A 23,731-nucleotide genomic window follows, 5' to 3' on the forward strand; every position below is an offset into this window, starting at 1 on the left:
GGCAATGCACTTTCGGAATCGGATCGTCCGGAACTGACCTCGGCGAAGATCATCATCTCGGGCGGTCGTGCGCTTGGTTCTGCCGAAAAGTTCCAGGAAGTGATCCTGCCGGTTGCCGACAAGCTGGGTGCCGCAGTCGGCGCCAGCCGTGCAGCCGTCGATGCCGGCTATGCGCCGAACGACTGGCAGGTTGGCCAGACGGGCAAGGTGGTTGCACCGGACCTTTACATCGCGGTCGGTATCTCCGGCGCGATCCAGCACCTGGCGGGCATGAAGGACTCACGCGTCATCGTCGCCATCAACAAGGATGAGGAAGCGCCGATCTTCCAGGTCGCCGATTATGGCCTCGTCGGTGATCTCTTTACCGTCCTGCCGGAACTGCAGAAAGCGCTTTAATCGACCAGAAAGCGGCGGGCCAGTCCCGCCGCTTTCTGTTTGGGGGGGGTGGGCAAGGAAGCGCTGATTTTGCTTTCGCTGAATGAGGGCTGTATCTGTCTCAGGCAGAATTGGTATACTGAAGCATTTCCAGCAAAAGTGCGAAGCGGTTTTGCGTCGGATTATGCGTAAGAACAAAAGTTAGAGCATATGCTCTCGGCCTCGGCTCTGTTGTGGAGCGGCTGAATGAAGGAGTTATGATCGTGGCAATCAAGACGGTAGGGGTGGTCGGCGCAGGACAGATGGGCAGCGGCATTGCTCACGTATGCGCGCTGGCCGGGTTCGATGTGCTTCTTCACGATGCGGCAGCGGACCGGCTGGAAAAGGGCATCGCCACCATCAATGGCAACATGGCGCGCCAGGTCGCATCGGGCAAATTGCTGGAAGATCAGCGCGCAGCCGCGATGAAGCTCATCCGTCCGGCAAATTCCATGGAGGATCTGGCGGGCGTCGATCTGGCCATCGAGGCGGCAACGGAAGACGAAACCGTCAAGCGCAAGATCTTCGCGCAGCTTTGTTCGGTTCTGAATCCTGAAGCGATCCTTGCCACCAACACGTCGTCGATCTCGATCACGCGCCTTGCATCCACAACCGATCGCCCGGAGCGTTTCATCGGCATTCACTTCATGAATCCCGTTCCGGTGATGAAGCTTGTCGAACTGGTGCGCGGCATTGCAACGGATGAGGAAACTTTCCGCAAGTCGAACGATTTCGTGACGGCGCTTGGCAAGACGATAACCGTTGCCGAAGACTTCCCGGCCTTTATCGTCAACCGTATCCTGTTGCCGATGATCAACGAGGCCATCTACACGCTTTATGAAGGTGTGGGCAGCGTCGAAGCCATCGATACGGCCATGAAGCTTGGCGCCAACCATCCGATGGGACCGCTGCAACTCGCCGATTTCATCGGCCTCGACACCTGTCTCTCCATCATGCAGGTTCTGCACGACGGGCTGGCGGATTCCAAGTACCGGCCATGTCCGCTTCTGGTCAAATATGTCGAAGCTGGTTGGCTCGGACGCAAGGCAGGCCGTGGCTTTTACGATTATCGCGGCGAGCATCCGGTTCCGACGCGCTAAGGCGAACAATTGTTTTCATGGAGAAGGCCGGATCGAACCGGCCTTTTTCAATTGTGGCGACAATTCGGGAGGCTGTGGAAAAGCTTCAACATCCTTACCATTAGCTTACCCTTAACCATATGAGTTCAGGGCTTATTCATCTTTGATTGTTAAAGTTTTCATTAAGATGTTCGGAAATGAAAAACGTTTCATCGTCCCGATTGGACGAAGGGCATCCATTCCGAATAGCGTGTTTTTGACGAAGGTTAAGACGATGAGCATTCTTGTTCAGCTGCGTGACAGCGTTAATGTCATCCGTGAGTTCGTCGCACCGAGCTACAGGCCCGAGCGCCACTATATGCGCGGGCCAGGTCCTGCTTGCGCTGCGCGTACGCATCATTGACATGAGCGCCTGAGCTTCCGTTTGCCCGGCAAGCGGATTGGCATGAAAAAAGTAAAGCCAGAACGGTTGTCCGCTCTGGCTTTTGTTTTTGGCTACCCCACGAGATGCGGCTTATTCCAGGCCTTCGAACAGCGCCGTTGAAAGATAGCGTTCGGCAAAGGATGGAATGATGATGACGATGTTCTTGCCGGCATTTTCAGGCCGCTTGCCGATTTCGACGGCGGCCGTCAGCGCGGCACCGGAAGAAATGCCGACAGGAATGCCTTCAAGGCGGGCCAGCAGGCGTGCATTGGCAAAGGCGTCCTCATTGGAAACCTGGACGATCTCATCATAGATGCTGGTGTCGAGCGTTTTCGGCGCGAAACCTGCGCCGATGCCCTGAATCTTGTGCGGGCCCGGGGTGCCGCCGGAAAGCACGGGTGAATCCTTCGGCTCGACTGCGATCACCTTGAACGATGGCTTGCGCCCCTTGATGACCTGACCGACGCCGGTAATCGTGCCGCCGGTTCCGATACCCGAAATCAGGATATCCGCTTCACCATTGGTGTCGTTCCAGATTTCTTCCGCCGTGGTAAGGCGGTGGATTTCGGGGTTCGCGGGATTTTCGAACTGCTGGGGAATGATTGCGTTCGGATTGCCTTCAGCAATCGCTTCCGCCTCGGCAATGGCGCCCTTCATGCCTTTGGCACCTTCCGTGAGCACCAGTTCCGCACCGAGCAGCTTGAGGAGCTTGCGGCGCTCCACCGACATGGTTTCCGGCATGGTGAGAATAAGGCGATAGCCCTTGGCTGCTGCCGCAAAGGCAAGCGCAATGCCGGTATTGCCGGATGTCGGCTCGACGAAGACCGTCTTGCCAGGCACGGCCCTGCCGTCGCGTTCAAGCGCTTCGATCAGCGCCAGGCCGATGCGGTCCTTTACGCTCGCCAGCGGGTTGAAGAACTCGAGCTTGGCCAGAAGGTTCGCTTTCACGCCCTTTTCCTCGGCAAACTTGTCGATGCGTACCAGAGGCGTATTGCCGATTGTGTCGAGGATTGAATCGTAAATGCGGCCACGGCCTGCGGTTTTACCGGCTTGCGGTTCGTTCAGGGGCTTGTTCATGGCGTGATCTCCCTTTTTGTCACGCGAAGTTTAAGAGGAAACTGCGCAAAAGCATAGTTGATCATGTGCGCGTGAGGGGACGAGTTTGGAAGTTTATTCTGTATAATCGGGAAAATTAGGAGTAAATTCCATCATAATTGGGAGAGCGCGTATTAGCCTTGAATAATGCTCGATTGATCCGCGTCAATGCACCCCGACCGGGACGCGCGCATCTTCGGGTCTCAGGCAGCCAGGAGAGCACGAATGTACAAGAACATATTGATCGCAACCGATGGATCGGAACTTGCCGAAAAAGGCGTTGACCAGGGCGTGGCGCTTGCGAAGGAAACAGGTGCGAAGGTAATCTTCGTTTCCGTGACGGAGCTTTTGCCTTCCTACGGCATTGTCGTCGCAGCGGAATGGGCGTCGAGCCCGGCGGCGTTTCAGGAATATCGCGAGGCTATCACCAAAGCGGCGACGGAAATCCTGTCGAAAGCCAAGGTGAAGGCGACGGAGCTTGGCGTCAGCGCTGAAGCTGTGCATATCGAGAATCAATCACCGGCGCAGGGCATCGTGGAGGCCGCGAAAGCCAGGGATGCCGATCTGATCGTCATTGCATCGCATGGCCGGCGCGGCGTGAACAAATTGCTGCTGGGAAGTCAGGCGGCGGAGGTTCTGTCACTCAGCACCGTGCCGGTATTGGTCATCAAGTAATCGAGGCATTTCCACCGGACAGGCATCTTCCGGCATTGCAGCGATTTCACCGAACCGCGAAACAACGCAAGAAGATTCCCGAAAACCTCTGTTAAGCTCCTCCTGTCCGAATGCGGACAGGAGGATTTTCTCAAGGAGGTATTCATGACTGCGCCACGGCCTTCAAAGACCATGTTGGGCAATCATCCGCTGCATCCTGAAACGCAGATGCTCAATTATGGCTATGACCCGGAACTTTCCGAAGGAGCGGTCAAGCCGCCGGTTTTCCTGACCTCGACTTTCGTCTTCAAGACCGCCGAGGACGGGCGCGATTTCTTCGATTTCGTTTCCGGCCGCAAGGAGCCGCCCGCCGGTGTCGGCGCCGGTCTCGTCTATTCCCGTTTCAATCATCCCAATAGCGAGATCGTTGAAGATCGCCTCGCGGTCTATGAAGGCACCGAAAGCTGCGCGCTGTTTTCGTCCGGCATGTCGGCTATTGCCACGACGCTTTTTGCCTTCGTGCGGCCCGGCGATGTCATTTTGCATTCGCAACCGCTTTATGGCGGCACGGAAACGCTCCTTGCAAGAACGTTTCTCAATTTCGGCGTCGAAGCCGTCGCTTTTGCCGATGGTGTGCATGAGGCCTCGATAGAAGAGGCAGCCGAAGAAGCCGTTCGCAAGGGCCGTGTTTCGGTGATCCTCATCGAAACGCCAGCAAATCCTACCAACAGTATTGTCGATATTGCCGCCATCCGGCGCGTTGCGGAAAAAATCGAACAAAGGCAGGGGCATCGCCCGATCATCGCCTGCGACAACACCCTGCTGGGGCCCGTCTATCAGAAGCCGCTCGATCACGGCGCCGATCTTTCGGTCTATTCGTTGACCAAATATGTCGGCGGGCACTCCGATCTGATCGCCGGCGCGGTGCTGGGGGCCAAGACTGTTGTAAGACAGGTCAAGGCTCTGCGCGGCGCCATCGGTACGCAGCTTGATCCGCATTCATGCTGGATGCTGGGGCGCTCGCTTGAAACGCTTGGACTTCGCATGGAGCGCGCCAACAGCAACGCCCACACTATCGCGGAATTCCTGCGCGATCATCCGAAGGTGGAGAAGCTGCACTATCTTCCATTCGAGGACGAGAATTCGGATGTTGGAGCACTGTTCAAGCGTCAATGCACCGGTGCCGGGTCGACATTCTCATTCGATATCAAGGGCGGGCAGGCGGCGGCATTCCGCTTCCTGAATGCGCTGCAGATATTGAAGCTGGCAGTCAGTCTCGGCGGCACGGAATCGCTTGCGAGCCATCCTGCGGCGATGACCCATTCCGGCGTGCCGATTGATGTGCGGGAGCGCATCGGCGTGCTGGAATCGACGATCCGGCTTTCCATCGGCATTGAGCATCCCGACGATCTTATCGCCGACCTCGCGCAAGCGCTCGAAGCGGCGTGATTCATGATGCGACGGAAAGCAGCGACCGGTTTGTTGCTGCTTTCCTCAGCAGTTAGTCCAAGGAACGCGCGTTTTCGTACGCTTCGAACAGAGAGGAGACGAGAACGCCGTTTATCCGCATACCGGTCAAGTCTGCATCGGTTATATTCGTATGTGCCAAAGTCACGCCGCTTATAGCCAAGCCGCTCATGTTGGCATTCGTAATTGTTGCACCGGTCAGATTGATATTATGAAGGCGCGCCCCTGCCAGATTGACATCGTCGAAATCAGCGTCGCTCAAATTGGTATCGACAAACTTTGACTTGGTCAAAACGGCAAAAAACTTTGAGCCGGACAAATCCACGCCATCGAAATTCGAGCCCGACATATCCGCACGTTCATAATGCGCATTCTGCAACTGTGGTCCCTGAAAGGGGTGGGTGTCATCCATGGTGACGGTTCCTCCTGCGCGAATATCCCAGAAGTGTTAAACGGCACCATCGTTGTCGATATGGAGAGAATAAGCAAACTAAAGTTGCCAGAGCGTCCTCTGACAATCTTCTCGATCCCCACTGCTGTGCGCTCAGGCTCGCTAGAGCGGTTCCTGTTCTAACAGAATCGCCGGAACCGCTCTAACTATTTGTTTTATCGCATTATCCAACGCAAAACCGTTTCACACTTTTGCTGGAAATGCTCTGGGGAGAACGGTTTCGGATAATTGTTTGCAAGATGGTGCGGGTGGTCGGAATCGAACCGACACTCCTTTCGGAACCGGATTTTGAGTCCGGCGCGTCTACCAGTTCCACCACACCCGCACGTTGCTGCCGAAGCAGTTCGATATGGTCCAAAGGGACAGCGAGTTGGGATATACCGGCTAAACGAAACAAGGTCAATTGCTCAAAAGTGCAGCTTTCACCGCTCTTGAGGCCAATGGCTATCAAGGCATGGAAGTGGCGACACACCACCCTTCCGGCCGCCTGTCAGCACGGCCGCGCTCGCTCAAAACTTCGTTCCCGCGGCGTTATACGCAACAGGCCTTATGGGTTCGGCGCGGCTGCGAGACAGCCGGCCTGTTTATCTGCGCAGGCTGGCTTCGACCAGATTCCAGAAGACCAGCAGGGCGATGAAGCCCAGCAGGACGTAATCCAGCGTGCTAATATAGTGAAAATATTCCATGGCGCATCTCCTTCCCCGGGAGGGCGCGATAGCGTTTGAGCCAGACGGAAGCTTATAATTATCCGGGCTTCAAGCACTTGTTCAAAGTGCCGGATTGCACCGGTGCGGACCTCCTCTTCCGCCTGTCCATGCGCTCTCCCAAAACGAAGTGTATCACGCTTTGCCGTATGGCTCAAATCATTGGTCTGGCTGGCATAATTGACAGTGTTCGTGCGATCCAGGGCATTCTAGTTCGAAGCCGCGACATTGGCTTTCCGGCAACTGGCAAAGCGGTCGAGCGCCGGGTCGTAGGCCGAGGTCTTCACGCCCATCATGCCGATGACCGTGTGGAACAGATTGTCATGCGAGGCGGGCGCGGCCGCATCCTGTTTTATGCAGGCGGTATCGAGTTTGGTGGCATTCGCATAGTCTGGTGAGAACCACGCGACAAACGGGATATGAGTCTGGACGTCAGGGGCGATGAAATAGGGCGCTGCGTGTAGATAAAGGCCGTCTTCACCCAGCGATTCGCCATGATCGGACATATAGATCATGGCTGGAGCAAAACGGTCTTCGCTGGCTTTCAGGACATTGATGATTTCCGACAATATGTGATCGGTATAGAGGATCGAATTGTCGTAGGCATTGACGATCTCGTCCGTGGTGCAATCGGAAAATTCGCTTGTGCGGCATTCAGGTTTGAACTTGGCGAATTCCGGCGGATAGCGGCGATAATAGGATGGTCCGTGACTGCCGGTCATATGGAGAACAATCGTGGCATTGCCGCTGACGTCCTTCAGGTGATCGCGCAGTTGGTCGACCAGAATCTGGTCGAGACATTCGCCGCCTTCGCAATATTGCGCATTGTTCGAATTCTGCAGGTCGACCGTCGGTATGCGGTCTGAAACGCCCTTGCTTCCCGTGTTGTTTTCGTACCACGAAACCTGCACACCCGCATGATTGAGCAAATCCATCAGATTTTCCGAGCCATGGAACTTTGAGCTCGAATATTCCTTGCGCGGAAAGGGGGAGAACATGCACGGCACGGAAACGGAAGTGTCGGTGCCGCAGCTCGTCGTGTTCGTGAAGGTGACAATATCCTGCTGCTTCAGCTCGGGATTGGTTTCCCGCGGATAGCCGTAAAGGCTGAAATTCTTGGCGCGGGCTGTTTCCCCCACCACGATGACCGTCAGGAGCTTCTTGCCGGAGGCTGCTGGTGGCAGCGCCTGCCTGGCGTCCAGACCCAGCGGCTGCATCACGATCTGCCTGTCGTACAGGTCATGGGCGATATATTGCACCGTGCTCTTGATCGGCGTTCCGGGCATCAATCGTTCCATGATGTCGGAGCGATGTTCGCGATACATCGAGGAAAAGCTGCCATAGTCGGAACCGATCAGCGCGATTGCGACCGCAAGGCAGGCGATGATCGAAACGGTATTGACCATGAGCTTCTGCAGCAATGGCCGGTGTTTCACGCGGACCCAGATGATGAGAAGCGAGGGAATGACGGCGTAAAGCAGCATATGCAGCAGGAAGCCAGTCGTTACCAGATGGCCCGACTCGGCCTTTGTCGTTGTAAACGTTGCCTCGACCACGTTCCGGTCGATGATCGTGCCGAAAGTATCCGTAAAATAGGACCCGCCGGCGGCGACCCATACCGCGAAAAGGAGAACCGGCTTGATGACATACTTTGCGGAGAAAGCCATCAGCACTGCGATATGGATGAGGAGGATGGCCGCCGCCGCGACAACGAGCTTTTGCGGATGATCGGAAAAATAGGTGATCAACCGATGCCAGAAAGAAGTGTTGGTGAAGGCCAGGAGATAGATCGCAGTCAGGACGCAAAGCGTACCGCTGGCAATGGACGGGCGTGGAAGTCGCATTCCTGAACCTTCAAATCCGATTTGGCCGCTACCGGCCGATGAACCATAATGGGGAGCTTCGCAGGGCTTCCGCAAAACCGCAATCGCAACATCTATTGCCCGGTAAATTCGGGGATCGGAGATTCAGGACAGTGATTTCTAGGCTTTTTTAAGGTTGCTTCAATCTGGCCCTATTTTCTTTCGGCGATGCTGCGGATGCGATTGCGCAGGATACGGGCCAGATTGCGTGTCCGCTGATAAAGGTGGATCTGCGACGCGGCCTGGCGGACCAGCTTGTCGGTCGCCGGATTGAGCCCGATGACCAGAGTTTCGATCGTTTCACGTGCATCAAACAGGCGCGTCATGACCGGATGGTCAGGCACCGCGCAGGAATCGGTGCGGTTGATGTTGGGATCGTTGAGATGGTTCTTCACGACTTCGATCATCAGAAGCACGCCGGGCGACCAGGCGTTCAGGCTCTCGTCATAGGCCGTCTTCCAGGTCCAGGCTTCCCCTGAAACCGTGAAGACGATCAGAATGGCGATGACCCGCCCGTCCAGTTCAAGCGTATGCACGCGCACGCAGTCACGCTCGGCCAGATTGTTCACCGCCTCGCGGGCGAAGGCGGCACGAAACCGGTCGACGGCCATGGCGGTGCCGCGCTTGCCCTTCCAGCCGCTCGCCTCAAGGGTCAGGAAATGTTCGAACGCATGGCGGACTTCGTCGGGCGTGCGGGCGACGCGATAGGCAAGTTCACCCTTTTCCGCCAGCCTGCGCCACAAGCGATTATAGTCTCGCCTATGATGTGAGCCGATGGCGTGCCTGATATAGGCGTCGCCATCCAGATCGCTTTCGAGAAATGGACGCTCTTTCTGCTCAATGGCCACCAGCGGCAATTGCCGGCCTACTGCGACCGAACGGATCAGTCTTGCCGCCGGGCCGTCAGCCCGCATTTCCGGCAGGACAAGCACGTCGGGCATCTTGAGGTGCCTGCGTGCCAGAATGTCGAACAGGTCTTCCAACACGCCAACCGGGTCGTCCTGATCGATCAGCGGCGTGCCCTGCGGCCCGAACGGCGTCGACCAGGCACGGATGACGGGCGTTGAAAGCGGCAGGCCGGGACGCTCGATCGTGTAGGGCATGACGAAACGCAGGCGGCTGCGGATTTTGTTCTCGTCGCGCATGACCATGAAGCGTACTTCCCGATCTTCGAGGCGCGGCATGGCAGGCGCCAGAAACCGCGCATTGAAGAAGACGTTCGGTTCGACCGTGCGGTTGCTCAGGTGATCGAGTTCATCGCGCAGTTCAAAGCCTGCGGCCGCTCCATAGATCGCGAGCTTGCGCGGTATGTCGCGACTGTGCAGGCTCTCCTCAATCTTCTTGATGGCTTCATGCGCCACGCCGCTCTCGGATAGTTCCGAAACGATGTGGGCGGCATTTCCGCCTGCCGATTCTTCGAGCAAAGGTTTCGCGGCCATTACGAAGTTCCCTCCGAGGTCTTGGCACGGTCTCGTGGAATGAGAATGAACATGGTTATGTGCAGGGTGCGTGACACGGCGGTCGAGAGAAGCGCGGCCTCCATCAGCATGGCGATGGCGGTCGAGACGGCAGCTCCCGTCAGGCCGAACTGCGGTATCAGCACCAGGTTGAGAATGACATTGACGGCAAGTGTCGCGGCATAGAGGAGCGCGCAGATATTCTGCTTCCCCGACATATTGAGGAGGCTTTCCGCCGGACCCACGCTGGCGCGCGCGATCACCCCGATGATGAGGATGAACAGAAGCGGATAGCCGGCGGTAAAGGCGGGACCGAAAAGCCGCAGAAGCGGATAGCCCATTAGCAGGATGATGATGCCGAGAAACAGCGTCGGCCAGAATGTCCAGCGAACGGATGCTTCGGCAAAGCTTGCAAACGCGGCGCGGTCACCGCTGTGAAGCAGGTCGGAATAACGCTGGGCGACGCTGGCCTTGACGGCAAAATAAACGAAATGGGCGAGCGCCATGATCTTCGTCGTTGCAAAGTAGATCGCCACATGCTCGGGATCGAGTGCATGGCCGACCATCAGAACATCGACATTGATGAGGAGGAAGAAAAAACCCTCCACCAGAAAAATTGGCAGGGAGACTTTGATCCACTCGCCAAAATGCTGCTCATTCGCTGCGGCGGGGATATCGTTTTTCAACGAACGGTCAACCGTCAGCAATTGGCCGATGGTCGTTATCCAGGTCGCCGCGATCGACAAAGCCAGGGCGGTGGTCGCGGTGGAGGGCAGCCCGGCCTGGTGCGTGATGACCATGAACAGGAGAACCAGGATCGGACGGACGATATAGCTTGGCGTCAGCGCCATCATGACCCAGGTGCGCGAGCGCGCAATGCCGTCCATCATATTGCCGAGCGCAATCATCGGCAGACAGATGAAACCGAGGATGAATGGCACGAGATAATAGCTCGCAACATGGTCCTTGAGCAGAAGCAGCAGGATCGTCCCCATAAGCGCGATGAGTGTAGCGGCTGTGAAAGCAAAAACGCGTCCGGTGGCTATAATGCCCCGTACTAGGCCGAATGACTGGCGCTGCACATATTCCGGCACGAAACGGATGATGGTCGTATGCAGTCCGAAACAGGCCAGATCGCCCATGATGATCATGGCCAGCCAGACGAGAACGAAAACGCCGTATTCAAATTCGCCCATCCAGCGCGCCAGAATGACCTGAGACACAAGAGCAATGCCGGCGCTTGCCACGCGCACCGAAAAGGCGACGAGGGAAGAGCGCTGTGCGCTGGCCTGCGGTCCGCTATCCGCAAGCACGGCATCCAGCCGCTCCGTCACGGGACGAAGCCTGGCCGCGATCCTGCCGGGTAAGAACCGGCTCGCCGTTTCAGCTGCCGAAAACCGCACTATTTGCCAACCCTGTCTTTGCAGGTCTCTTCGGGCCTGCTTGTTATGCGCCGGACAAGCCGGCTTTTCACGCCTGTGCTTTGCTGCCTGCGACGCGCAGGGAAACCTTAGACAGGAGTTCTTTATAAAGAGAAAAAGAAAAAGTCTAATCTTCCGAAGGTCGGAAGACTTCAAGGAATGGTGAGTATTTTCTAAACGGTATCTATATTTGAATCATCTAAAATGAAACAAGCATAGAACTGCTCGTCAACCGTAGCGATATGCATTGCCGCTGAAACAATAAACCCCGGCAATTGGCTTGCCGGGGTTCATGAATTGGAGAAGGCGGGAAGCCTTGGCTCACATCACTCGAAAGCGCCGTGGCAGTGCTTGTATTTCTTGCCGGAGCCGCAAGGGCAGGCTTCGTTCCGGCTGACCTTGCCCCATGTGCGTGGATCGGCTGGATCGCGTTCGGCGGCAGGCACGTTGCGGTCGTCATGCTGGTGTTCCGCCCAGGCCGCTTCGTCGAAATCGTTTTCGCCGGTCGTGCCGTCGATATGACGGCCGGTCATCGGCGGCAATTCGGGCTCAGGCGGCGCTTCACGAACGATCTCGACGCGCATAAGCTGCGAGATGACTACTTCGCGCAGATTGGCAAGCATCGACTGGAACAGTTCGAACGCTTCGGTCTTGTATTCGTTCAGCGGATCGCGCTGGGCGTAACCGCGGAAACCGACAACCGAACGCAGATGGTCGAGATTGACCAGATGCTCACGCCAGAGATTGTCCAGCGACTGCATGATGACCGACTTCTCGACATAGGTCATGATCTGCGGGCCGAAGCGTTCGGCCTTTTCGGCAGCAGCCTTGTCGGCGGCTTCCTTGATGCGGTTCTCGAATTCTTCTTCCGCGATGCCTTCTTCCTTGGCCCAATCCTCCACCGGCAGGTCGAGATTGAGCTTGGAGATGATGTCTTCCTTGAGACCGGCAATATCCCACTTTTCCGCATAGGCGTCCTTGGGGATGCGCAGGGCGACCATGTCCTCGATGACCTCATGGCGCATTTCGCCGACGGTCTCGGTCAGGTCTTCCTCATCCATCATTTCCAGACGCTGTTCAAAGATCACCTTGCGCTGATCGTTCATTACGTCGTCGTATTTCAGAAGGTTCTTGCGGATTTCGAAGTTGCGCGCTTCGACCTTCTTCTGCGCCTTTTCAAGCGCCTTGTTGATCCAGGGATGGACGATGGCTTCGTCTTCCTTGAGGCCGAGCTTCTGCAACATGCTGTCCATGCGGTCGGAACCGAAGATGCGCATCAGGTCGTCCTGCAGCGACAGGAAGAACTTTGAGCGGCCCGGATCGCCCTGACGGCCCGAACGGCCGCGCAGCTGGTTGTCGATGCGGCGACTTTCGTGGCGCTCGGTAGCGAGAACATAAAGCCCGCCCGCGGCCAGGGCTTTTTCCTTCAATTGCGCGATGTCGGCCTTGATTGCAGCAATTTTCGCCTCGCGCTCGGGACCTTCCGGCACGTCGGAGAGTTCCTGACGGACGCGCATTTCCAGATTGCCACCGAGCTGAATATCGGTACCGCGACCGGCCATGTTGGTGGCGATGGTGATCGTTCCCGGCACACCGGCCTGCGCGATGATATAGGCTTCCTGCTCGTGATAGCGGGCGTTCAGGACCTGGAATTCCTTGATGCCTTCCTTGCGAAGGCGTTCTGCCAGCTGTTCCGACTTTTCGATCGAGGTCGTGCCGACGAGGATCGGCTGTCCCTTTTCGTGCGAGGCGCGGATATCGCGCACGATGGCGCGGTATTTTTCTTCGACGGTGCGATAGACTTCATCGTCTTCGTCGATACGCTGAACCGGCAGATTGGTCGGAATCTCGAGTACTTCGAGGCCGTAAATATTGCCGAATTCTTCCGCTTCCGTCGCAGCCGTGCCGGTCATGCCCGACAGCTTGTTGTACATGCGGAAGTAGTTCTGGAACGTGATCGATGCCAGAGTCTGGTTTTCCGGCTGGATGGTCACGTGTTCCTTGGCTTCCAGTGCCTGGTGCAGACCTTCCGAATAGCGGCGGCCCGGCATCATGCGGCCGGTAAATTCATCGATGATGACGATCTCGTCATTGCGGACGATGTAGTCCTTATCACGCTGGAACAGCTTGTGGGCGCGCAGCGCATTGTTCAGATGGTGAACGACCGCGACATTCTCGATGTCGTAGAGGCTTTCACCCTTGAGGTGGCCCGCAGCTTCCAGAAGCTGTTCAACCTTCTCTGTACCGACTTCGGTGAAGATGGCGGTCTTCTGCTTCTCGTCGATTTCAAAATCGTCCGGCTCAAGGGCTGGAATGAAGGTGTCGATGAGATTGTAGAAATCCGAACGGTCTTCCAGCGGGCCGGAAATGATGAGCGGCGTGCGCGCCTCGTCGATGAGGATCGAGTCCACTTCGTCGACGATGGCGTAATTGTGCGGGCGCTGCACCATCTGGGCGCGCTCATACTTCATGTTGTCACGCAGATAGTCGAAGCCCAACTCGTTATTGGTGCCATAGGTGATGTCGCAGGCATAGGCCGCGCGGCGCTCATCGTCGTCGAGTCCGTGCTTGATGACGCCGACGGTCAGGCCGAGGAAGTTATAGAGCCTGCCCATGGTTTCAGCGTCGCGGCTGGCGAGGTAGTCGTTGACCGTCACCACATGCACGCCCTTGCCCTCAAGCGCGTTGAGGTAGACCGGCAGCGTTGCCATCAGGGTCTTGCCTTCACCGGTACGCATTTCGGCGATGCCGCGCTCGTGCAGAACCATGCCGCCGATCAGCTGCACGTCGAACGGGCGCATGCCGAGCACACGCTTTGCGGCCTCACGCGCGGTCGCAAAAGCGTCGGGCAAAATGGAGTCGAGCGTTTTGCCACCAGCCAGCGCCGCGCGAAATTCCGCGGTCTTGGCCTGCAGCTGCTCATCGGTAAGATTTTCGTAATTCTTCTCGATAGCAGTAATTTGATTGGCCCGCTGGCGCAGGATTTTCACGCGGCGGTCGTTGGATGAACCGAATATCTTGCGGGCGAGGCCGCCAAAGCTGACCATCACTGGTCCTTTCCTGTCCGTTCAGCCGGAAGCGCTTCCGGCAATGTCGAATGCTTTATTCACGCGTATTGAAACAATTGCAAGAAAACTGCGCTGCGAAAGCTGCCAGATACGGCGCATTTCCGGCGCAATTCCCCCGCCCCTTACTGGACGTAAAGCCGAAGGACAGATAAGAGGGGCTTCGGGCGATGTCAACGTTGCTCTAAAGGCTGGAAAACCTTTCCTTTGTCGTAATATTGGAGGTGTCCGGGCCAAATTCCGCCGCATTCATCGGGCCCGTAAGCGGTCACGAAGGAGAGAATTCCATATGAAAGCCATTCTGAAAGCCCCTTATCGCAAGGCTCTCGCTGTCGTCGGCATGTCTCTGGCGGCCTCGGTGGCGCTGGCAAGCTACTCTGGCGCAGCATTCGCACAGGATGCCGCCCAGGGTACGGAAAAGCCTGCTGCCGCTCCCGCGGAAAAAGAAGATCCGACCAAGGTTCTGGCGACCGTCAACGGCAAGGACATCACTGTCGGTGAAGTCGACCAGGCTGCAGGCGATCTCGATCCGCAGTTCTCGCGCCTTCCTGCCGAGCAGCGCCGTCTGGCCGCGCTCGCTGCCCTGATCGATATCAAGGCAATGGCTGGCGAAGCGGAAAAGGAAAAGCTCGATCAGTCGAAGGAATTCAAGGATCGCATGGAATTCCTGCGTGAGCGCGCTCTCCATAACGAATATTTCAAGGACGCTGTTGTCGACAAGATCAGCGATGACGATGTGCGTGCGCGCTACGACAAGGAAATCGCCGCCATGCCGCCGCAGGTGGAAGTGCGCGCGCGTCACATCCTCGTGAAGACCAAGGAAGAAGCCGAAGCCATCATCAAGAAGCTTGCAGGCGGCGCCAAGTTCGAGGACCTCGCCAAGGAAAGCTCGACCGACGGCACGGCTTCCAATGGCGGCGACCTCGGTTACTTCACCGAAGGCCAGATGGTACCGGAATTTGAAAAGGCCGCCTTTGCGCTGAAGCCGGGCGAATACACCAAGGAGCCGGTCCAGTCCCAGTTCGGCTTCCACGTCATCCAGCTCGAAGATCGTCGCACCAAGCAGCCTCCGGCATTCGATCAGGTCAAGGACCAGATCCGTTCGATCATCATGCGCGAGCGTTATGTCGAAACCGTCAAGAAGCTGCGTGACGGCATGAAGATCGACTACAAGGACCCGGCTGTCGAGAAAGCCATGAAGGACGCTGCCGCTGCCCAGGAAGGCGCGGACAAGGACGACGCGCCGGAAGAAGCTGCTCCACAGCAGTAAATCCCGCTTCAAGCATCGACGCCCCGGCTTGCCGGGGCGTTTTTTATTTCGATCCTGCGTTTCCCGCTTGATTTTAGATCGCAAACCTTTCCAATGCGCGCGTCAGGCTTTTGAATCCGAAAACACGTAATAGCCATTTGATGGTATTGCGATTTCCGGGTCTTCTACGAAACCGCATCCCATTGAGGCACATATGTCCGCGTCAGTTTCTCCGCTCGCACCAAAACACTATCCTACAATGCCGGTTGTCCATGGCGTGCGCATCGCCACCGCTGCTGCCGGGATCAAGTATAAGGGCCGAACGGATGTGATGCTGATGGTCTTCGACCGACCGGCGGAAGCCGCTGGCGTATTTACCCGTTCGCTCTGTCCGTCGGCGCCTGTCGATTTTTGCCGCCGCAACCTCGTGCACGGAAAGGCCCGTGCGGTTGTCGTCAACTCCGGCAATGCCAATGCCTTTACCGGTATCAAGGGTCGCGCGGCGACGGAAGCAACCGCCGAAGCCGCCGCCAAGGCTGTCGGCTGCGCCACGACGGATGTCTTTCTCGCCTCGACCGGCGTGATCGGCGAACCGCTCGATGCCGGCAAGTTCGCCCATCTGCTTGGCGACATGAACAGGGACGCGGTCGAGGATTTCTGGACGGAAGCCGCCAAGGCGATCATGACCACCGATACCTATCCGAAAGTTGCCACCGAAACGGTGCTGCTCGGTCAGGTGCCGGTCACGATCAACGGTATCGCCAAGGGCGCAGGCATGATCGCGCCGGATATGGCGACGATGCTTTCCTTTGTCGTCACCGATGCGCCGATCAAGGCGCATGTGCTGCAAAGCCTTCTGTCGAAGGGCGTTGGGTCCACCTTCAATGCGGTGACGGTGGATAGCGACACATCCACGTCGGACACCTCGATGCTGTTCGCCACCGGCACGGCGGCGGAACGCGGTGCGCCGGAGATTACCGACCCCGCCGACAAGCGGCTGGGTGAATTCAAGAAGGCGCTGGGCCGTCTCCTGAAATCGCTGGCGCTGCTGGTCGTGCGCGACGGTGAGGGCGCCCGCAAGATGGTGGAAGTGGAAGTGACAGGCGCAAAGTCTGCGGCTTCCGCCAAGAAGATCGCACTTTCCATCGCCAATTCGCCGCTGGTCAAGACGGCTGTCGCCGGCGAAGACGCCAATTGGGGCCGCGTGGTCATGGCCGTCGGCAAGGCTGGCGAACCGGCTGACCGCGACCGGCTTGCCATCTGGTTCGGCGATATTCGCGTTGCGCATCAGGGCGAGCGCGATCCGGCCTATTCGGAAGCTGCGACGTCCGCCTATATGCAGGGCGAGGATATTCGCATTCGCATCGATCTGGGGATGGGCAAGGGCAAGGCAACCGTCTGGACCTGCGACCTCACCAAGGAATATGTTGCCATCAACGGCGATTACAGAAGTTGATCGAAGTGATGGAAAAACCCGGCACCCCAAGCCTTGCTATCGTACGCCAGCTTGAAGCCGTCGGCTTCCGTGCCTGGCCTGCCACGTCTGTCCACTATGACGGCACATGGGCGATACGCATGACGGCAGCGCATCCCTCGCGGCGTCTCAACTCGATCAATCCGCTCGACCCCGGCGACACGCGCGACATTCCCACACGCGTTGAACTGGCCGCGCAGCGTTTCCGCGCCTATGGCCGTATTCCCTGCTTCCGGCTTTCCCCGCTCGCGCCGCGCGAGCTGGAGGATTATCTCGAGGGGCTCGGCTGGAAGCGCCGGGACGAAACCATCGTGATGACCGCCAACCTCGAGGAACTCGATCTGTCGGGCGCGATTGACCAGATACCCCTGAAGGATGTCGGCCGTTTCGTGGACGCTTCGCTGTCCATCCATGAAAGGCCGGACGACATGCGCCCCGGCTTCTCCGAGCTTCTCAACAATGTTCGTCCGAACAAGGGCATGTTCGTGCTGGAGGAAGGTGGCCGCGCCGTCTCCAACCTGCTTTGCGTGCAGGACGGCGTGATGGCGGGCCTGTTCGATGTCGGAACGTTGCGTGATGCAAGGCGCAAGGGCCACGGGCATGCGATTGTCGGTTCGGCGCTCAAATGGGCGGCAAAGCTTGGCGCAAAGACCGCATGGCTGCAAATCGAGGCGGACAATGTGGCCGGGCTTGCACTTTACGAAAGCTTCGGCTTTCAGGAAGCCTATCGCTATGCCTATCGGGAGAGCAACGAGAAATGACCGAGGTGAAGGGACGCCGCATTCTTCTGGTGGCGGCTTGCGCGCTGGTGGATTCGGATGGCCGGGTTCTGCTGACGCAACGCCCGGAAGGCAAGCAGCTTGCCGGGCTGTGGGAGTTTCCCGGCGGCAAGGTAGAGCCGGGCGAGACGCCCGAAGAAACGTTGATCCGCGAATTGCAGGAAGAAATCGGCATCACCACGAAAGTGGCCTGCCTTGCGCCGCTGACATTCGCCAGCCACACCTATGATGACTTCCACCTGCTCATGCCGCTCTATGTCTGCCGCCGTTATGAAGGCATTGCGCGGGGGCTCGAGGGGCAGGCGCTGAAATGGGTTCGCCCGAAGGATATGCGCGACTATCCGATGCCGCCGGCCGATGAACCGCTGATCCCTTTCCTGCTTGATCTGCTCTAAGCCAACTGCCTGCGCCAGCTGTGGAAAAAGGTTGGCAATATCTTACGATTCCGCTGGCCGGTTAATCTATGATTCACTCCGTTGAGGCATTCTCGTTTACGAGCTGCCCCGGAGTCTTGAAGCATGAGTTTCGACAACAATTATTTTAGCGCCGATCACAACGAATATACGGCCAAGCCGCTGACCAAGGCTGGTCGTGGAATCCTGCGCGTTGTGCTGCTGTTCGGCTCTGCCGTTGTCGCCCTGGCGTTGATCATCGTGCCGATCCTCAACGATCAGGCAAACAAGATCGCGGCTCAATCGGTGTTGCCTGCCGGGATTGACCGCACCATGACCGGTTCGATCAAGCGTGACGCCAGCGCCCAGCCCCACGCACCAGGCCAGACCTATACGGTGCGCAAGAGCGTGCTTCAGCCAAGCCCCGACTCCGTCTGCATCATCGAGGCCGATGGCAGTCACCGCGGCGATTGCTGATCAGTTTTCTTCTGCCTTTTTGAGCGCTTCTGCCAGCGATGCCTTTGCGGAGCCCGGCTTCAACGGCTTCTGCTGCGATTCATGCGGCGCCCAGCCCGACAGCCAGATGACGGAGAAAGTGGCGCGAATGCGCCCGTCCGGGTCGGAGAACCGTTCGGCATAGATTTCGGCGGCGCGCAGAAACAAGCGTTTCGATACCGGCTTTCTGGAACGGTCGCGCAGGATGTTCTGCATGCCCATGGCGCGCAGGTCGGCCATCAGGTTGAACAGCGAATCATAGCGCACGGTGATGTTGTCGACATCCGTTACGGGCAGAGCGAAGCCTGCGCGTTGCAGAAGGCCGCCCACATCGCGTACGTCCGGGAACGGAAAAATGCGCGGTGAAGCACCGCCAGTGAGTTCGATTTCGGCCTGAAGAAGACTTTCGCGGAGTTCTCCAAGCGTTCCGCTGCCACACAAAGCAGCCAGAAAAAGCCCATCCGGTTTCAGCGCTCGGGCAACCTGCACCATGGCGCCCGGCGTATCGTTTGTCGCGTGCAGGGCCATCAGCGAGACGACAAGATCGGCGCTGGCGGGTTTCAGCGGAAGTATTTCCTCATCACCGACAATAGCCGGGAATGGGCCTTGCAAAAAATCCCTGTCGCGTTCGATGCGGACAATCAGGTCGGCCTTGCCGGACCGGGCAATGGCCGCCGCCGCCGCGCCGGTATGGCCAGCGAGATCGACGGCTAAGGGAAAACGGCGCTCTACAGCGTCGAGGCGGTCGGCGAGATCGTCGGCGATGCGCTGCAACAGGAAATCCGCGCCGGGTTCGGCGCGAGCAAAGGCGCGGCGGCGAAACGAGAGCAGGAGATCGCGATCGAAGATCGCGTTATCATCGGTCGGCGCAGGCATGGATTCCGTCTTCTCTTTCGAGCAAGGTTCAGTACAATCGTTGCGGGGATAGATGCATTCGAACGGGGGCGAATGCAATGGCGGATGACGACAGAACGCATCAAACCTTTTTGCGCAGCGTTGGCCAAGGGCTTCGGCAGCTTGTCGGCAGGGCTGTCCGATCATCGGCGGATACGCTGTTCCCGCCGACATGCATCGGCTGCCGGATGCATGTGTCCGAACCGGGGACATTGTGTCCGAAATGCTGGCCGGAACTGCGCTTTATCGAAAGGCCCTATTGTCCCGTCCTCGGCATACCTTTCAGCCACGATTTCGGCGAGAATTTCATGAGTGCGGAGGCGATTGCCGACCCGCCGCCTTTCCGGCGGCTCCGCTCCGCGGTTCTGCATCGGGGGGCGGCACAGCGCATGGCGGTCTCGCTGAAGTTTCATGACCGGACTGATCTGGCCCCTTGGATGGCGCGCTGGATGCAGCGCGCGGGCCGCGAAATGCTGGACGAATGTGATGTGATCCTGCCGGTGCCCCTGCATCGCTGGCGGTTCTGGCAGCGGCGGTTCAACCAGTCGGCGGAACTTGCCCGTGCCCTGGCGAAACTGGAGATGAAACCCTTCGCGCCGCAAGGCATCAAGCGGGTACGCAGGACGGAACAGCAGATCGGCCTCGGCATCAAGGAACGAAAGCGCAATGTGGACGGCGCGTTTCGCGTGCCGCAGGAACATGAGATTCATGTTCGCGGGCGCCGGGTCCTGCTGATCGATGACGTCTACACCACTGGCGCGACGGTCAAGGCGGTGACGCGTGCCTTGCTGCGTGGCGGCGCAAGAAGCGTTGACGTGCTGACGTTCAGCCGCGTTCTGCCGGATTAGGGCTCACCCTCAACACTAGCTCGTGAAAAGCTTCGGGGCTTCCAGTGGGCACCTTTGCCGCTTATATAGTGGGCAAAGAATGGAGTTTTTCATGGTTGACGTTACCATCTACACGCGCCCCGGTTGCCCATATTGCACCATGGCCAAGGAATTGCTGACTCGCAAGGGCGTGGAATTCAATGAAATCAATGCGGGAGCGACGCCGGAATTGCGCGCGGAAATGCAGGCGCGTTCCGGGCGCAATACGTTCCCCCAGATTTTCGTCGGTTCGGTTCACGTCGGCGGCTGCGACGATCTTCACGCGCTCGAAGATCAGGGAAAACTCGACGGCCTGCTCGAGACTGGCCAATTGAACTGAGGTTATTGGGAGAAACCGATGAGCACGTTCCGCGCTGCCGCAATACAGATGCGTTCGGGTACCGACGTCGTCCGCAACGTCGAGACCCTGGAGAAATTCGTCGCTGAGGCGGCGTCGAAGGGCGCGGCTTATGTGCAGTCGCCGGAGATGACCGGCGCGATGATGCGCGATCGGGTCGCCTTCAAGGCCAGCCTGCGTGACGAAGCCAATGATCTGGTTTTCAAGGCTGCTTCTGCATTGGCGGCGAAGCACGGCATCTTCCTGCATATCGGTTCAACCGCCATCGATGCGGGTGACGGCAAGATCGCCAATCGCGCCGGAATTTTCACGCCTTCTGGCGAGAAACTCGCGACCTATGACAAGATCCATATGTTCGACGTCGATCTGGATAATGGTGAAAGCTGGCGCGAATCAGCGACCTACGAGCCGGGCAGGGAAACCATTATTGCCGAACTGCCTTTTGCCAATCTCGGCGTGGCGATCTGCTACGATATCCGCTTTCCGCAATTGTTCCGCGCGCAGGCGCTTGCCGGTGCCAATGTGATTACCGGCCCGGCGGCCTTTACGAAGCAGACCGGTGAGGCGCACTGGCACGTTTTGCAGCGTGCGCGCGCCATCGAGAATGGTGCATTCCTGATCTCGGCCGCGCAAGGTGGCCTGCATGAGGACGGGCGCGAAACCTATGGCCATTCGATCATCGTCTCGCCATGGGGCAAGGTTCTCGCCGAAGCCGATCACGATGAGCCGGGTGTCATCCTGGCCGACATCGACGTGGCGGAAAGCGCAGCCGCACGCGCCAAGATCCCGAACCTGAAGAATGCGCGGGAGTTCGATATACGAACTTGCTCCGCCCAACAGAAAGAGGACGCATAAATTCCATGATCCGCTTTTCGCTTCATTGCGATCAGGGCCATGAATTCGAGGGCTGGTTTCGCGACAATGCCGATTTCGACCGCCAGTCGGGAATGAAGCTGGTCGCGTGCCCGGTATGCAATTCGCAAGCGGTCCAGAAATCGCTGATGGCGCCGGCCGTTTCGACAAGCCGTGGCAAGGAGAAGATTGCCATGGCGCTGGGCGACACGCAGAAACAGATACTGGATGAGATGCGGGAATTGAGTCGCAAGGTTCGCGAGAACGCGGATTATGTCGGCGACAAATTCGCCGAGGAAGCCCGGAAGATCCATTTCGGCGAAGCCGAAACACGTGGCATCTACGGTGAAGCCTCGCGCGAAGATGTGCATTCCTTGCTCGAAGACGGTGTCGACGTTCTGCCGCTGCCGGTATTTCCAGAAGACAAGAACTGATTGCCGCGCAGGAGACAGGGCGCATGAAACTGACGGATTCAGCGCCTTTTCTGCTGATCTCAACCGGCACCTTGCTGGGGCTCATCCTGCCGCTCGGCAAGATTGCCGCGCAGGCGGGTATTCCGCCTGCCATCTGGACCTTTCTGTTTTCGGCGAGTGCCGGGATCATTCTTTTCGCGGTTCTTCGCCTGCAAGGTAAGAAGATCGGCTTTTCGGGCGGGCGGCTGCGTTATTATATCTGCACCGCCTTCGTCTCCTATGCCGTGCCCAATCTCCTCATTCTTTCCGCCATTTCGCGCCTTGGCGCCGGTTTTACCGGCATCATGTACACGCTGTCGCCGGTGATCACGCTCGTCCTATCGATGGGTTTCGGGCTGCGGCGTCCCAATGCGCTCGGGATCGGCGGTATAGGCCTGGGCTTTGTCGGCGCGGTGATGGTGGCGATGACGCGCGGCGAAGTGGGCAAGCCAGCCGATCCGCTGTGGATAGCCGCGGCATTGCTCATTCCGGTCTTTCTGGCCATCGGCAATGTCTACCGCACGCTCGACTGGCCAAAGAGCTCCGATCCGACCGAGCTTGCCGCCGGAAGCCATCTGGCGTCTGCGCTGATGCTGTTTGCCGGAATATTCTTGCTCACCGGCCAGTTTCCGATTGAAACGCTGGCGCTTGCGCCATGGGCTGCCCTTGTCCAGTCGATTGCATCGGCGGGCATGTTCGCCCTGTTCTTCCGCCTGCAGGCGGTCGGCGGGCCAGTCTATCTCAGCCAGATCGGCTATGTCGCGGCGGCGTTGGGGCTTATTTCGGGAACACTGTTCCTCGGCGAACATTATCCGCCGCTGACCTGGATCGGTGCGCTGGTCATTTGCGCTGGCGTTGCAATGACAACGCGCGCGCAAAAAGGCTGAGAAGATCAGGCGGGCCGTTCGGCAAGCACCATATAGTTCACGTCGGTATCGCGGGAGCGGTTCCAGCTGTCAGCAAGCGGATTATAGGTTACGCCAAGCTTATCGATGAGCCGCAGGCCGCCTTTTGCCAGTGCGGATTCCAGCTCTTCCGGGCGCACCAGTTTCTCATATTGATGCGTGCCGCGCGGCAGCCAGCGCAGGACATATTCCGCGCCGATGATGGCAAGGCCGTAAGCTTTCAGCGTGCGGTTGATGGTGGCGACGAACATCAATCCGCCGGGCTTCACCATTTCGCTTGTCGCCGACATGAACAGGTCGACATCGGAGACGTGCTCGACCACTTCCATATTCAGCACCACATCAAATTTTTCACCGGCTTCCGCCAGCGCCTCTGCGGTCGTGGCCCGGTAGTCCACCTCGACGCCACTTTGTGCTGCGTGAATTTTCGCCACCTCGATGTTCGTCGTGGAAGCGTCCGCTCCGATCACGGTTGCGCCAAGACGCGCCATCGGCTCGCAGAGCAGCCCGCCGCCGCAACCGATGTCGAGGAGGCGCAGGCCTTCCAGGGGACGCTGCGCATTGGGGTCGCGGTTGAACCTGGCGCAGATTTTTTCCTTGATATAGGCAAGCCGCGTCGGATTGAACTTGTGCAAGGGGCGGAACTTGCCCTGCGGGTTCCACCATTCCGCAGCGATGCGTGAAAAATGCTCGATTTCCGAAGCGTCGATGGTGGTGCGGGCGGTCTCGGTCATTTCATTCTCCAGCGGCGGAAGCGTGCAGGTCTGCTTTCAAGGTAGTACTCCAAAGTCGAGGAACAAATCAAATTCGCTCTCAGGAGCCCCGATGCGAATCGCGGCCTTGCGGAAGCGCGACATATTAGCTATGTGACCCCGGGTTTGCCTGTCGCAACAATATAAGGTTTGGGCAGGTGAGAGTGTAA

At 58.1% G+C, this 23,731-nt stretch carries 22 protein-coding genes and 1 tRNA gene; 14 read left to right on the forward strand and 9 right to left on the reverse strand.

The window, feature by feature from the left end:
• Positions 1-396 (forward strand): electron transfer flavoprotein subunit alpha/FixB family protein (locus ACOWVS_RS22155; protein WP_420973146.1); only part of this gene is annotated, 396 nt, incomplete at its 5' end.
• Between the two features lie 242 nt (positions 397-638).
• Positions 639-1,514 carry a 3-hydroxybutyryl-CoA dehydrogenase gene (locus ACOWVS_RS22160; protein ID WP_025092165.1) on the forward strand — a complete coding sequence of 292 codons (876 nt, stop codon included), beginning with the start codon at positions 639-641 and terminating at the stop codon, positions 1,512-1,514.
• A 493-nt stretch (positions 1,515-2,007) separates the two neighbouring features.
• On the opposite strand, the gene cysK is transcribed toward ACOWVS_RS22160, so the two are convergent.
• Complete coding sequence (gene cysK, locus ACOWVS_RS22165) at positions 2,008-2,994, reverse strand: cysteine synthase A (RefSeq protein ID WP_006467904.1); 987 nt, start codon at positions 2,992-2,994, stop codon at positions 2,008-2,010.
• Between the two features lie 243 nt (positions 2,995-3,237).
• Between cysK and ACOWVS_RS22170 the strand changes: the two genes are divergently transcribed.
• Both ACOWVS_RS22170 and ACOWVS_RS22175 read left to right on the forward strand, forming a co-directional pair.
• Entirely contained in the window at positions 3,238-3,687 is a 450-nt protein-coding gene (locus ACOWVS_RS22170; protein WP_006472247.1) for a universal stress protein, read from the forward strand.
• Between the two features lie 144 nt (positions 3,688-3,831).
• Positions 3,832-5,115 carry a cystathionine gamma-synthase family protein gene (locus tag ACOWVS_RS22175; RefSeq protein WP_075041797.1) on the forward strand — a complete coding sequence of 428 codons (1,284 nt, stop codon included), beginning with the start codon at positions 3,832-3,834 and terminating at the stop codon, positions 5,113-5,115.
• 52 nt (positions 5,116-5,167) lie between these two features.
• On the opposite strand, the gene ACOWVS_RS22180 is transcribed toward ACOWVS_RS22175, so the two are convergent.
• From ACOWVS_RS22180 to secA, 6 genes are all read right to left on the reverse strand, one after another.
• Positions 5,168-5,545, reverse strand: coding sequence for a pentapeptide repeat-containing protein (locus tag ACOWVS_RS22180; protein WP_075041796.1), 378 nt, complete (start codon positions 5,543-5,545; stop codon positions 5,168-5,170).
• A gap of 279 nt (positions 5,546-5,824) precedes the next feature.
• Positions 5,825-5,909, reverse strand: a tRNA-Leu gene (locus tag ACOWVS_RS22185).
• A 588-nt stretch (positions 5,910-6,497) separates the two neighbouring features.
• Complete coding sequence (locus ACOWVS_RS22190) at positions 6,498-8,132, reverse strand: phosphoethanolamine transferase (protein ID WP_075041795.1); 1,635 nt, start codon at positions 8,130-8,132, stop codon at positions 6,498-6,500.
• A 170-nt stretch (positions 8,133-8,302) separates the two neighbouring features.
• A complete protein-coding gene (bspF, locus tag ACOWVS_RS22195; protein WP_063620379.1) occupies positions 8,303-9,589 on the reverse strand; it encodes a type IV secretion system effector crotonyl transferase BspF in 1,287 nt (428 codons plus the stop codon).
• Positions 9,589-11,010 carry a lipopolysaccharide biosynthesis protein gene (locus ACOWVS_RS22200; protein WP_063620380.1) on the reverse strand — a complete coding sequence of 474 codons (1,422 nt, stop codon included), beginning with the start codon at positions 11,008-11,010 and terminating at the stop codon, positions 9,589-9,591. The genes bspF and ACOWVS_RS22200 overlap by 1 nt, the downstream gene beginning before the upstream one ends.
• A gap of 344 nt (positions 11,011-11,354) precedes the next feature.
• Positions 11,355-14,075 carry a preprotein translocase subunit SecA gene (secA, locus tag ACOWVS_RS22205; RefSeq protein WP_063620381.1) on the reverse strand — a complete coding sequence of 907 codons (2,721 nt, stop codon included), beginning with the start codon at positions 14,073-14,075 and terminating at the stop codon, positions 11,355-11,357.
• 307 nt (positions 14,076-14,382) lie between these two features.
• Between secA and ACOWVS_RS22210 the strand changes: the two genes are divergently transcribed.
• The 5 genes from ACOWVS_RS22210 to ACOWVS_RS22230 all read left to right on the forward strand — a co-directional run bounded on the left by ACOWVS_RS22210 (position 14,383) and on the right by ACOWVS_RS22230 (position 18,464).
• Positions 14,383-15,363, forward strand: coding sequence for a peptidylprolyl isomerase (locus tag ACOWVS_RS22210; protein WP_021586579.1), 981 nt, complete (start codon positions 14,383-14,385; stop codon positions 15,361-15,363).
• Positions 15,364-15,556: 193 nt separating this feature from the next.
• Entirely contained in the window at positions 15,557-16,798 is a 1,242-nt protein-coding gene (gene argJ / locus ACOWVS_RS22215) for a bifunctional glutamate N-acetyltransferase/amino-acid acetyltransferase ArgJ (protein ID WP_075041794.1), read from the forward strand.
• A gap of 8 nt (positions 16,799-16,806) precedes the next feature.
• Positions 16,807-17,577 (forward strand): GNAT family N-acetyltransferase, encoded by a 771-nt coding sequence (locus ACOWVS_RS22220; protein WP_031346633.1) that lies wholly within the window; start codon positions 16,807-16,809, stop codon positions 17,575-17,577.
• Positions 17,574-17,990 carry an 8-oxo-dGTP diphosphatase MutT gene (mutT, locus tag ACOWVS_RS22225; protein WP_006467893.1) on the forward strand — a complete coding sequence of 139 codons (417 nt, stop codon included), beginning with the start codon at positions 17,574-17,576 and terminating at the stop codon, positions 17,988-17,990. Before ACOWVS_RS22220 ends, mutT begins: the two co-directional genes overlap by 4 nt.
• A gap of 123 nt (positions 17,991-18,113) precedes the next feature.
• Positions 18,114-18,464 carry a hypothetical protein gene (locus tag ACOWVS_RS22230; protein ID WP_063620383.1) on the forward strand — a complete coding sequence of 117 codons (351 nt, stop codon included), beginning with the start codon at positions 18,114-18,116 and terminating at the stop codon, positions 18,462-18,464.
• On the opposite strand, the gene ACOWVS_RS22235 is transcribed toward ACOWVS_RS22230, so the two are convergent.
• The gene (locus ACOWVS_RS22235) at positions 18,465-19,358 is read right to left on the reverse strand and encodes a methyltransferase domain-containing protein (RefSeq protein ID WP_063620384.1); all 894 of its coding nucleotides are present in this window, start codon (positions 19,356-19,358) and stop codon (positions 18,465-18,467) included. It lies immediately after the preceding gene.
• A gap of 77 nt (positions 19,359-19,435) precedes the next feature.
• On the opposite strand from ACOWVS_RS22235, the gene ACOWVS_RS22240 reads away from it, so the two are divergent.
• From ACOWVS_RS22240 to ACOWVS_RS22260, 5 genes are all read left to right on the forward strand, one after another.
• Entirely contained in the window at positions 19,436-20,224 is a 789-nt protein-coding gene (locus ACOWVS_RS22240; RefSeq protein ID WP_063620385.1) for a ComF family protein, read from the forward strand.
• A 91-nt stretch (positions 20,225-20,315) separates the two neighbouring features.
• Positions 20,316-20,582, forward strand: coding sequence for a glutaredoxin 3 (grxC, locus tag ACOWVS_RS22245; RefSeq protein WP_025092179.1), 267 nt, complete (start codon positions 20,316-20,318; stop codon positions 20,580-20,582).
• Between the two features lie 18 nt (positions 20,583-20,600).
• Positions 20,601-21,455, forward strand: a complete 855-nt coding sequence (locus ACOWVS_RS22250) for a carbon-nitrogen hydrolase family protein (RefSeq protein ID WP_075041793.1) — start codon at positions 20,601-20,603, stop codon at positions 21,453-21,455.
• A 5-nt stretch (positions 21,456-21,460) separates the two neighbouring features.
• Complete coding sequence (locus tag ACOWVS_RS22255; protein WP_021586571.1) at positions 21,461-21,886, forward strand: DUF1178 family protein; 426 nt, start codon at positions 21,461-21,463, stop codon at positions 21,884-21,886.
• 23 nt (positions 21,887-21,909) lie between these two features.
• The gene (locus ACOWVS_RS22260; RefSeq protein ID WP_063620386.1) at positions 21,910-22,791 is read left to right on the forward strand and encodes a DMT family transporter; all 882 of its coding nucleotides are present in this window, start codon (positions 21,910-21,912) and stop codon (positions 22,789-22,791) included.
• A 5-nt stretch (positions 22,792-22,796) separates the two neighbouring features.
• On the opposite strand, the gene ubiG is transcribed toward ACOWVS_RS22260, so the two are convergent.
• Complete coding sequence (gene ubiG / locus ACOWVS_RS22265; RefSeq protein ID WP_063620387.1) at positions 22,797-23,543, reverse strand: bifunctional 2-polyprenyl-6-hydroxyphenol methylase/3-demethylubiquinol 3-O-methyltransferase UbiG; 747 nt, start codon at positions 23,541-23,543, stop codon at positions 22,797-22,799.
• Between the last annotated feature and the right edge of the window lie 188 nt (positions 23,544-23,731).

The sequence above is a fragment of the Brucella sp. IR068 genome, assembly GCF_049065885.1.
In the GTDB taxonomy this organism is placed as follows: Bacteria; Pseudomonadota; Alphaproteobacteria; order Rhizobiales; family Rhizobiaceae; genus Brucella; species Brucella intermedia.

Bases quoted from the DNA above. Each gene is read 5' to 3' on its own strand.
- grxC (WP_025092179.1), top strand. From the start codon at position 20,316: ATGGTTGACGTTACCATCTACACGCGCCCCGGTTGCCCATATTGCACC.
- ACOWVS_RS22260 (WP_063620386.1), top strand. From the start codon at position 21,910: ATGAAACTGACGGATTCAGCGCCTTTTCTGCTGATCTCAACCGGCACC.
- secA (WP_063620381.1), bottom strand. From the start codon at position 14,075: ATGGTCAGCTTTGGCGGCCTCGCCCGCAAGATATTCGGTTCATCCAAC.
- ACOWVS_RS22190 (WP_075041795.1), bottom strand. From the start codon at position 8,132: ATGCGACTTCCACGCCCGTCCATTGCCAGCGGTACGCTTTGCGTCCTG.
- ACOWVS_RS22180 (WP_075041796.1), bottom strand. From the start codon at position 5,545: ATGGATGACACCCACCCCTTTCAGGGACCACAGTTGCAGAATGCGCAT.
- ACOWVS_RS22255 (WP_021586571.1), top strand. From the start codon at position 21,461: ATGATCCGCTTTTCGCTTCATTGCGATCAGGGCCATGAATTCGAGGGC.
- ACOWVS_RS22230 (WP_063620383.1), top strand. From the start codon at position 18,114: ATGAGTTTCGACAACAATTATTTTAGCGCCGATCACAACGAATATACG.
- ACOWVS_RS22175 (WP_075041797.1), top strand. From the start codon at position 3,832: ATGACTGCGCCACGGCCTTCAAAGACCATGTTGGGCAATCATCCGCTG.
- ACOWVS_RS22170 (WP_006472247.1), top strand. From the start codon at position 3,238: ATGTACAAGAACATATTGATCGCAACCGATGGATCGGAACTTGCCGAA.
- ACOWVS_RS22220 (WP_031346633.1), top strand. From the start codon at position 16,807: ATGGAAAAACCCGGCACCCCAAGCCTTGCTATCGTACGCCAGCTTGAA.
- bspF (WP_063620379.1), bottom strand. From the start codon at position 9,589: ATGGCCGCGAAACCTTTGCTCGAAGAATCGGCAGGCGGAAATGCCGCC.
- ACOWVS_RS22235 (WP_063620384.1), bottom strand. From the start codon at position 19,358: ATGCCTGCGCCGACCGATGATAACGCGATCTTCGATCGCGATCTCCTG.
- ubiG (WP_063620387.1), bottom strand. From the start codon at position 23,543: ATGACCGAGACCGCCCGCACCACCATCGACGCTTCGGAAATCGAGCAT.
- ACOWVS_RS22210 (WP_021586579.1), top strand. From the start codon at position 14,383: ATGAAAGCCATTCTGAAAGCCCCTTATCGCAAGGCTCTCGCTGTCGTC.
- argJ (WP_075041794.1), top strand. From the start codon at position 15,557: ATGTCCGCGTCAGTTTCTCCGCTCGCACCAAAACACTATCCTACAATG.
- ACOWVS_RS22240 (WP_063620385.1), top strand. From the start codon at position 19,436: ATGGCGGATGACGACAGAACGCATCAAACCTTTTTGCGCAGCGTTGGC.
- mutT (WP_006467893.1), top strand. From the start codon at position 17,574: ATGACCGAGGTGAAGGGACGCCGCATTCTTCTGGTGGCGGCTTGCGCG.
- cysK (WP_006467904.1), bottom strand. From the start codon at position 2,994: ATGAACAAGCCCCTGAACGAACCGCAAGCCGGTAAAACCGCAGGCCGT.
- ACOWVS_RS22250 (WP_075041793.1), top strand. From the start codon at position 20,601: ATGAGCACGTTCCGCGCTGCCGCAATACAGATGCGTTCGGGTACCGAC.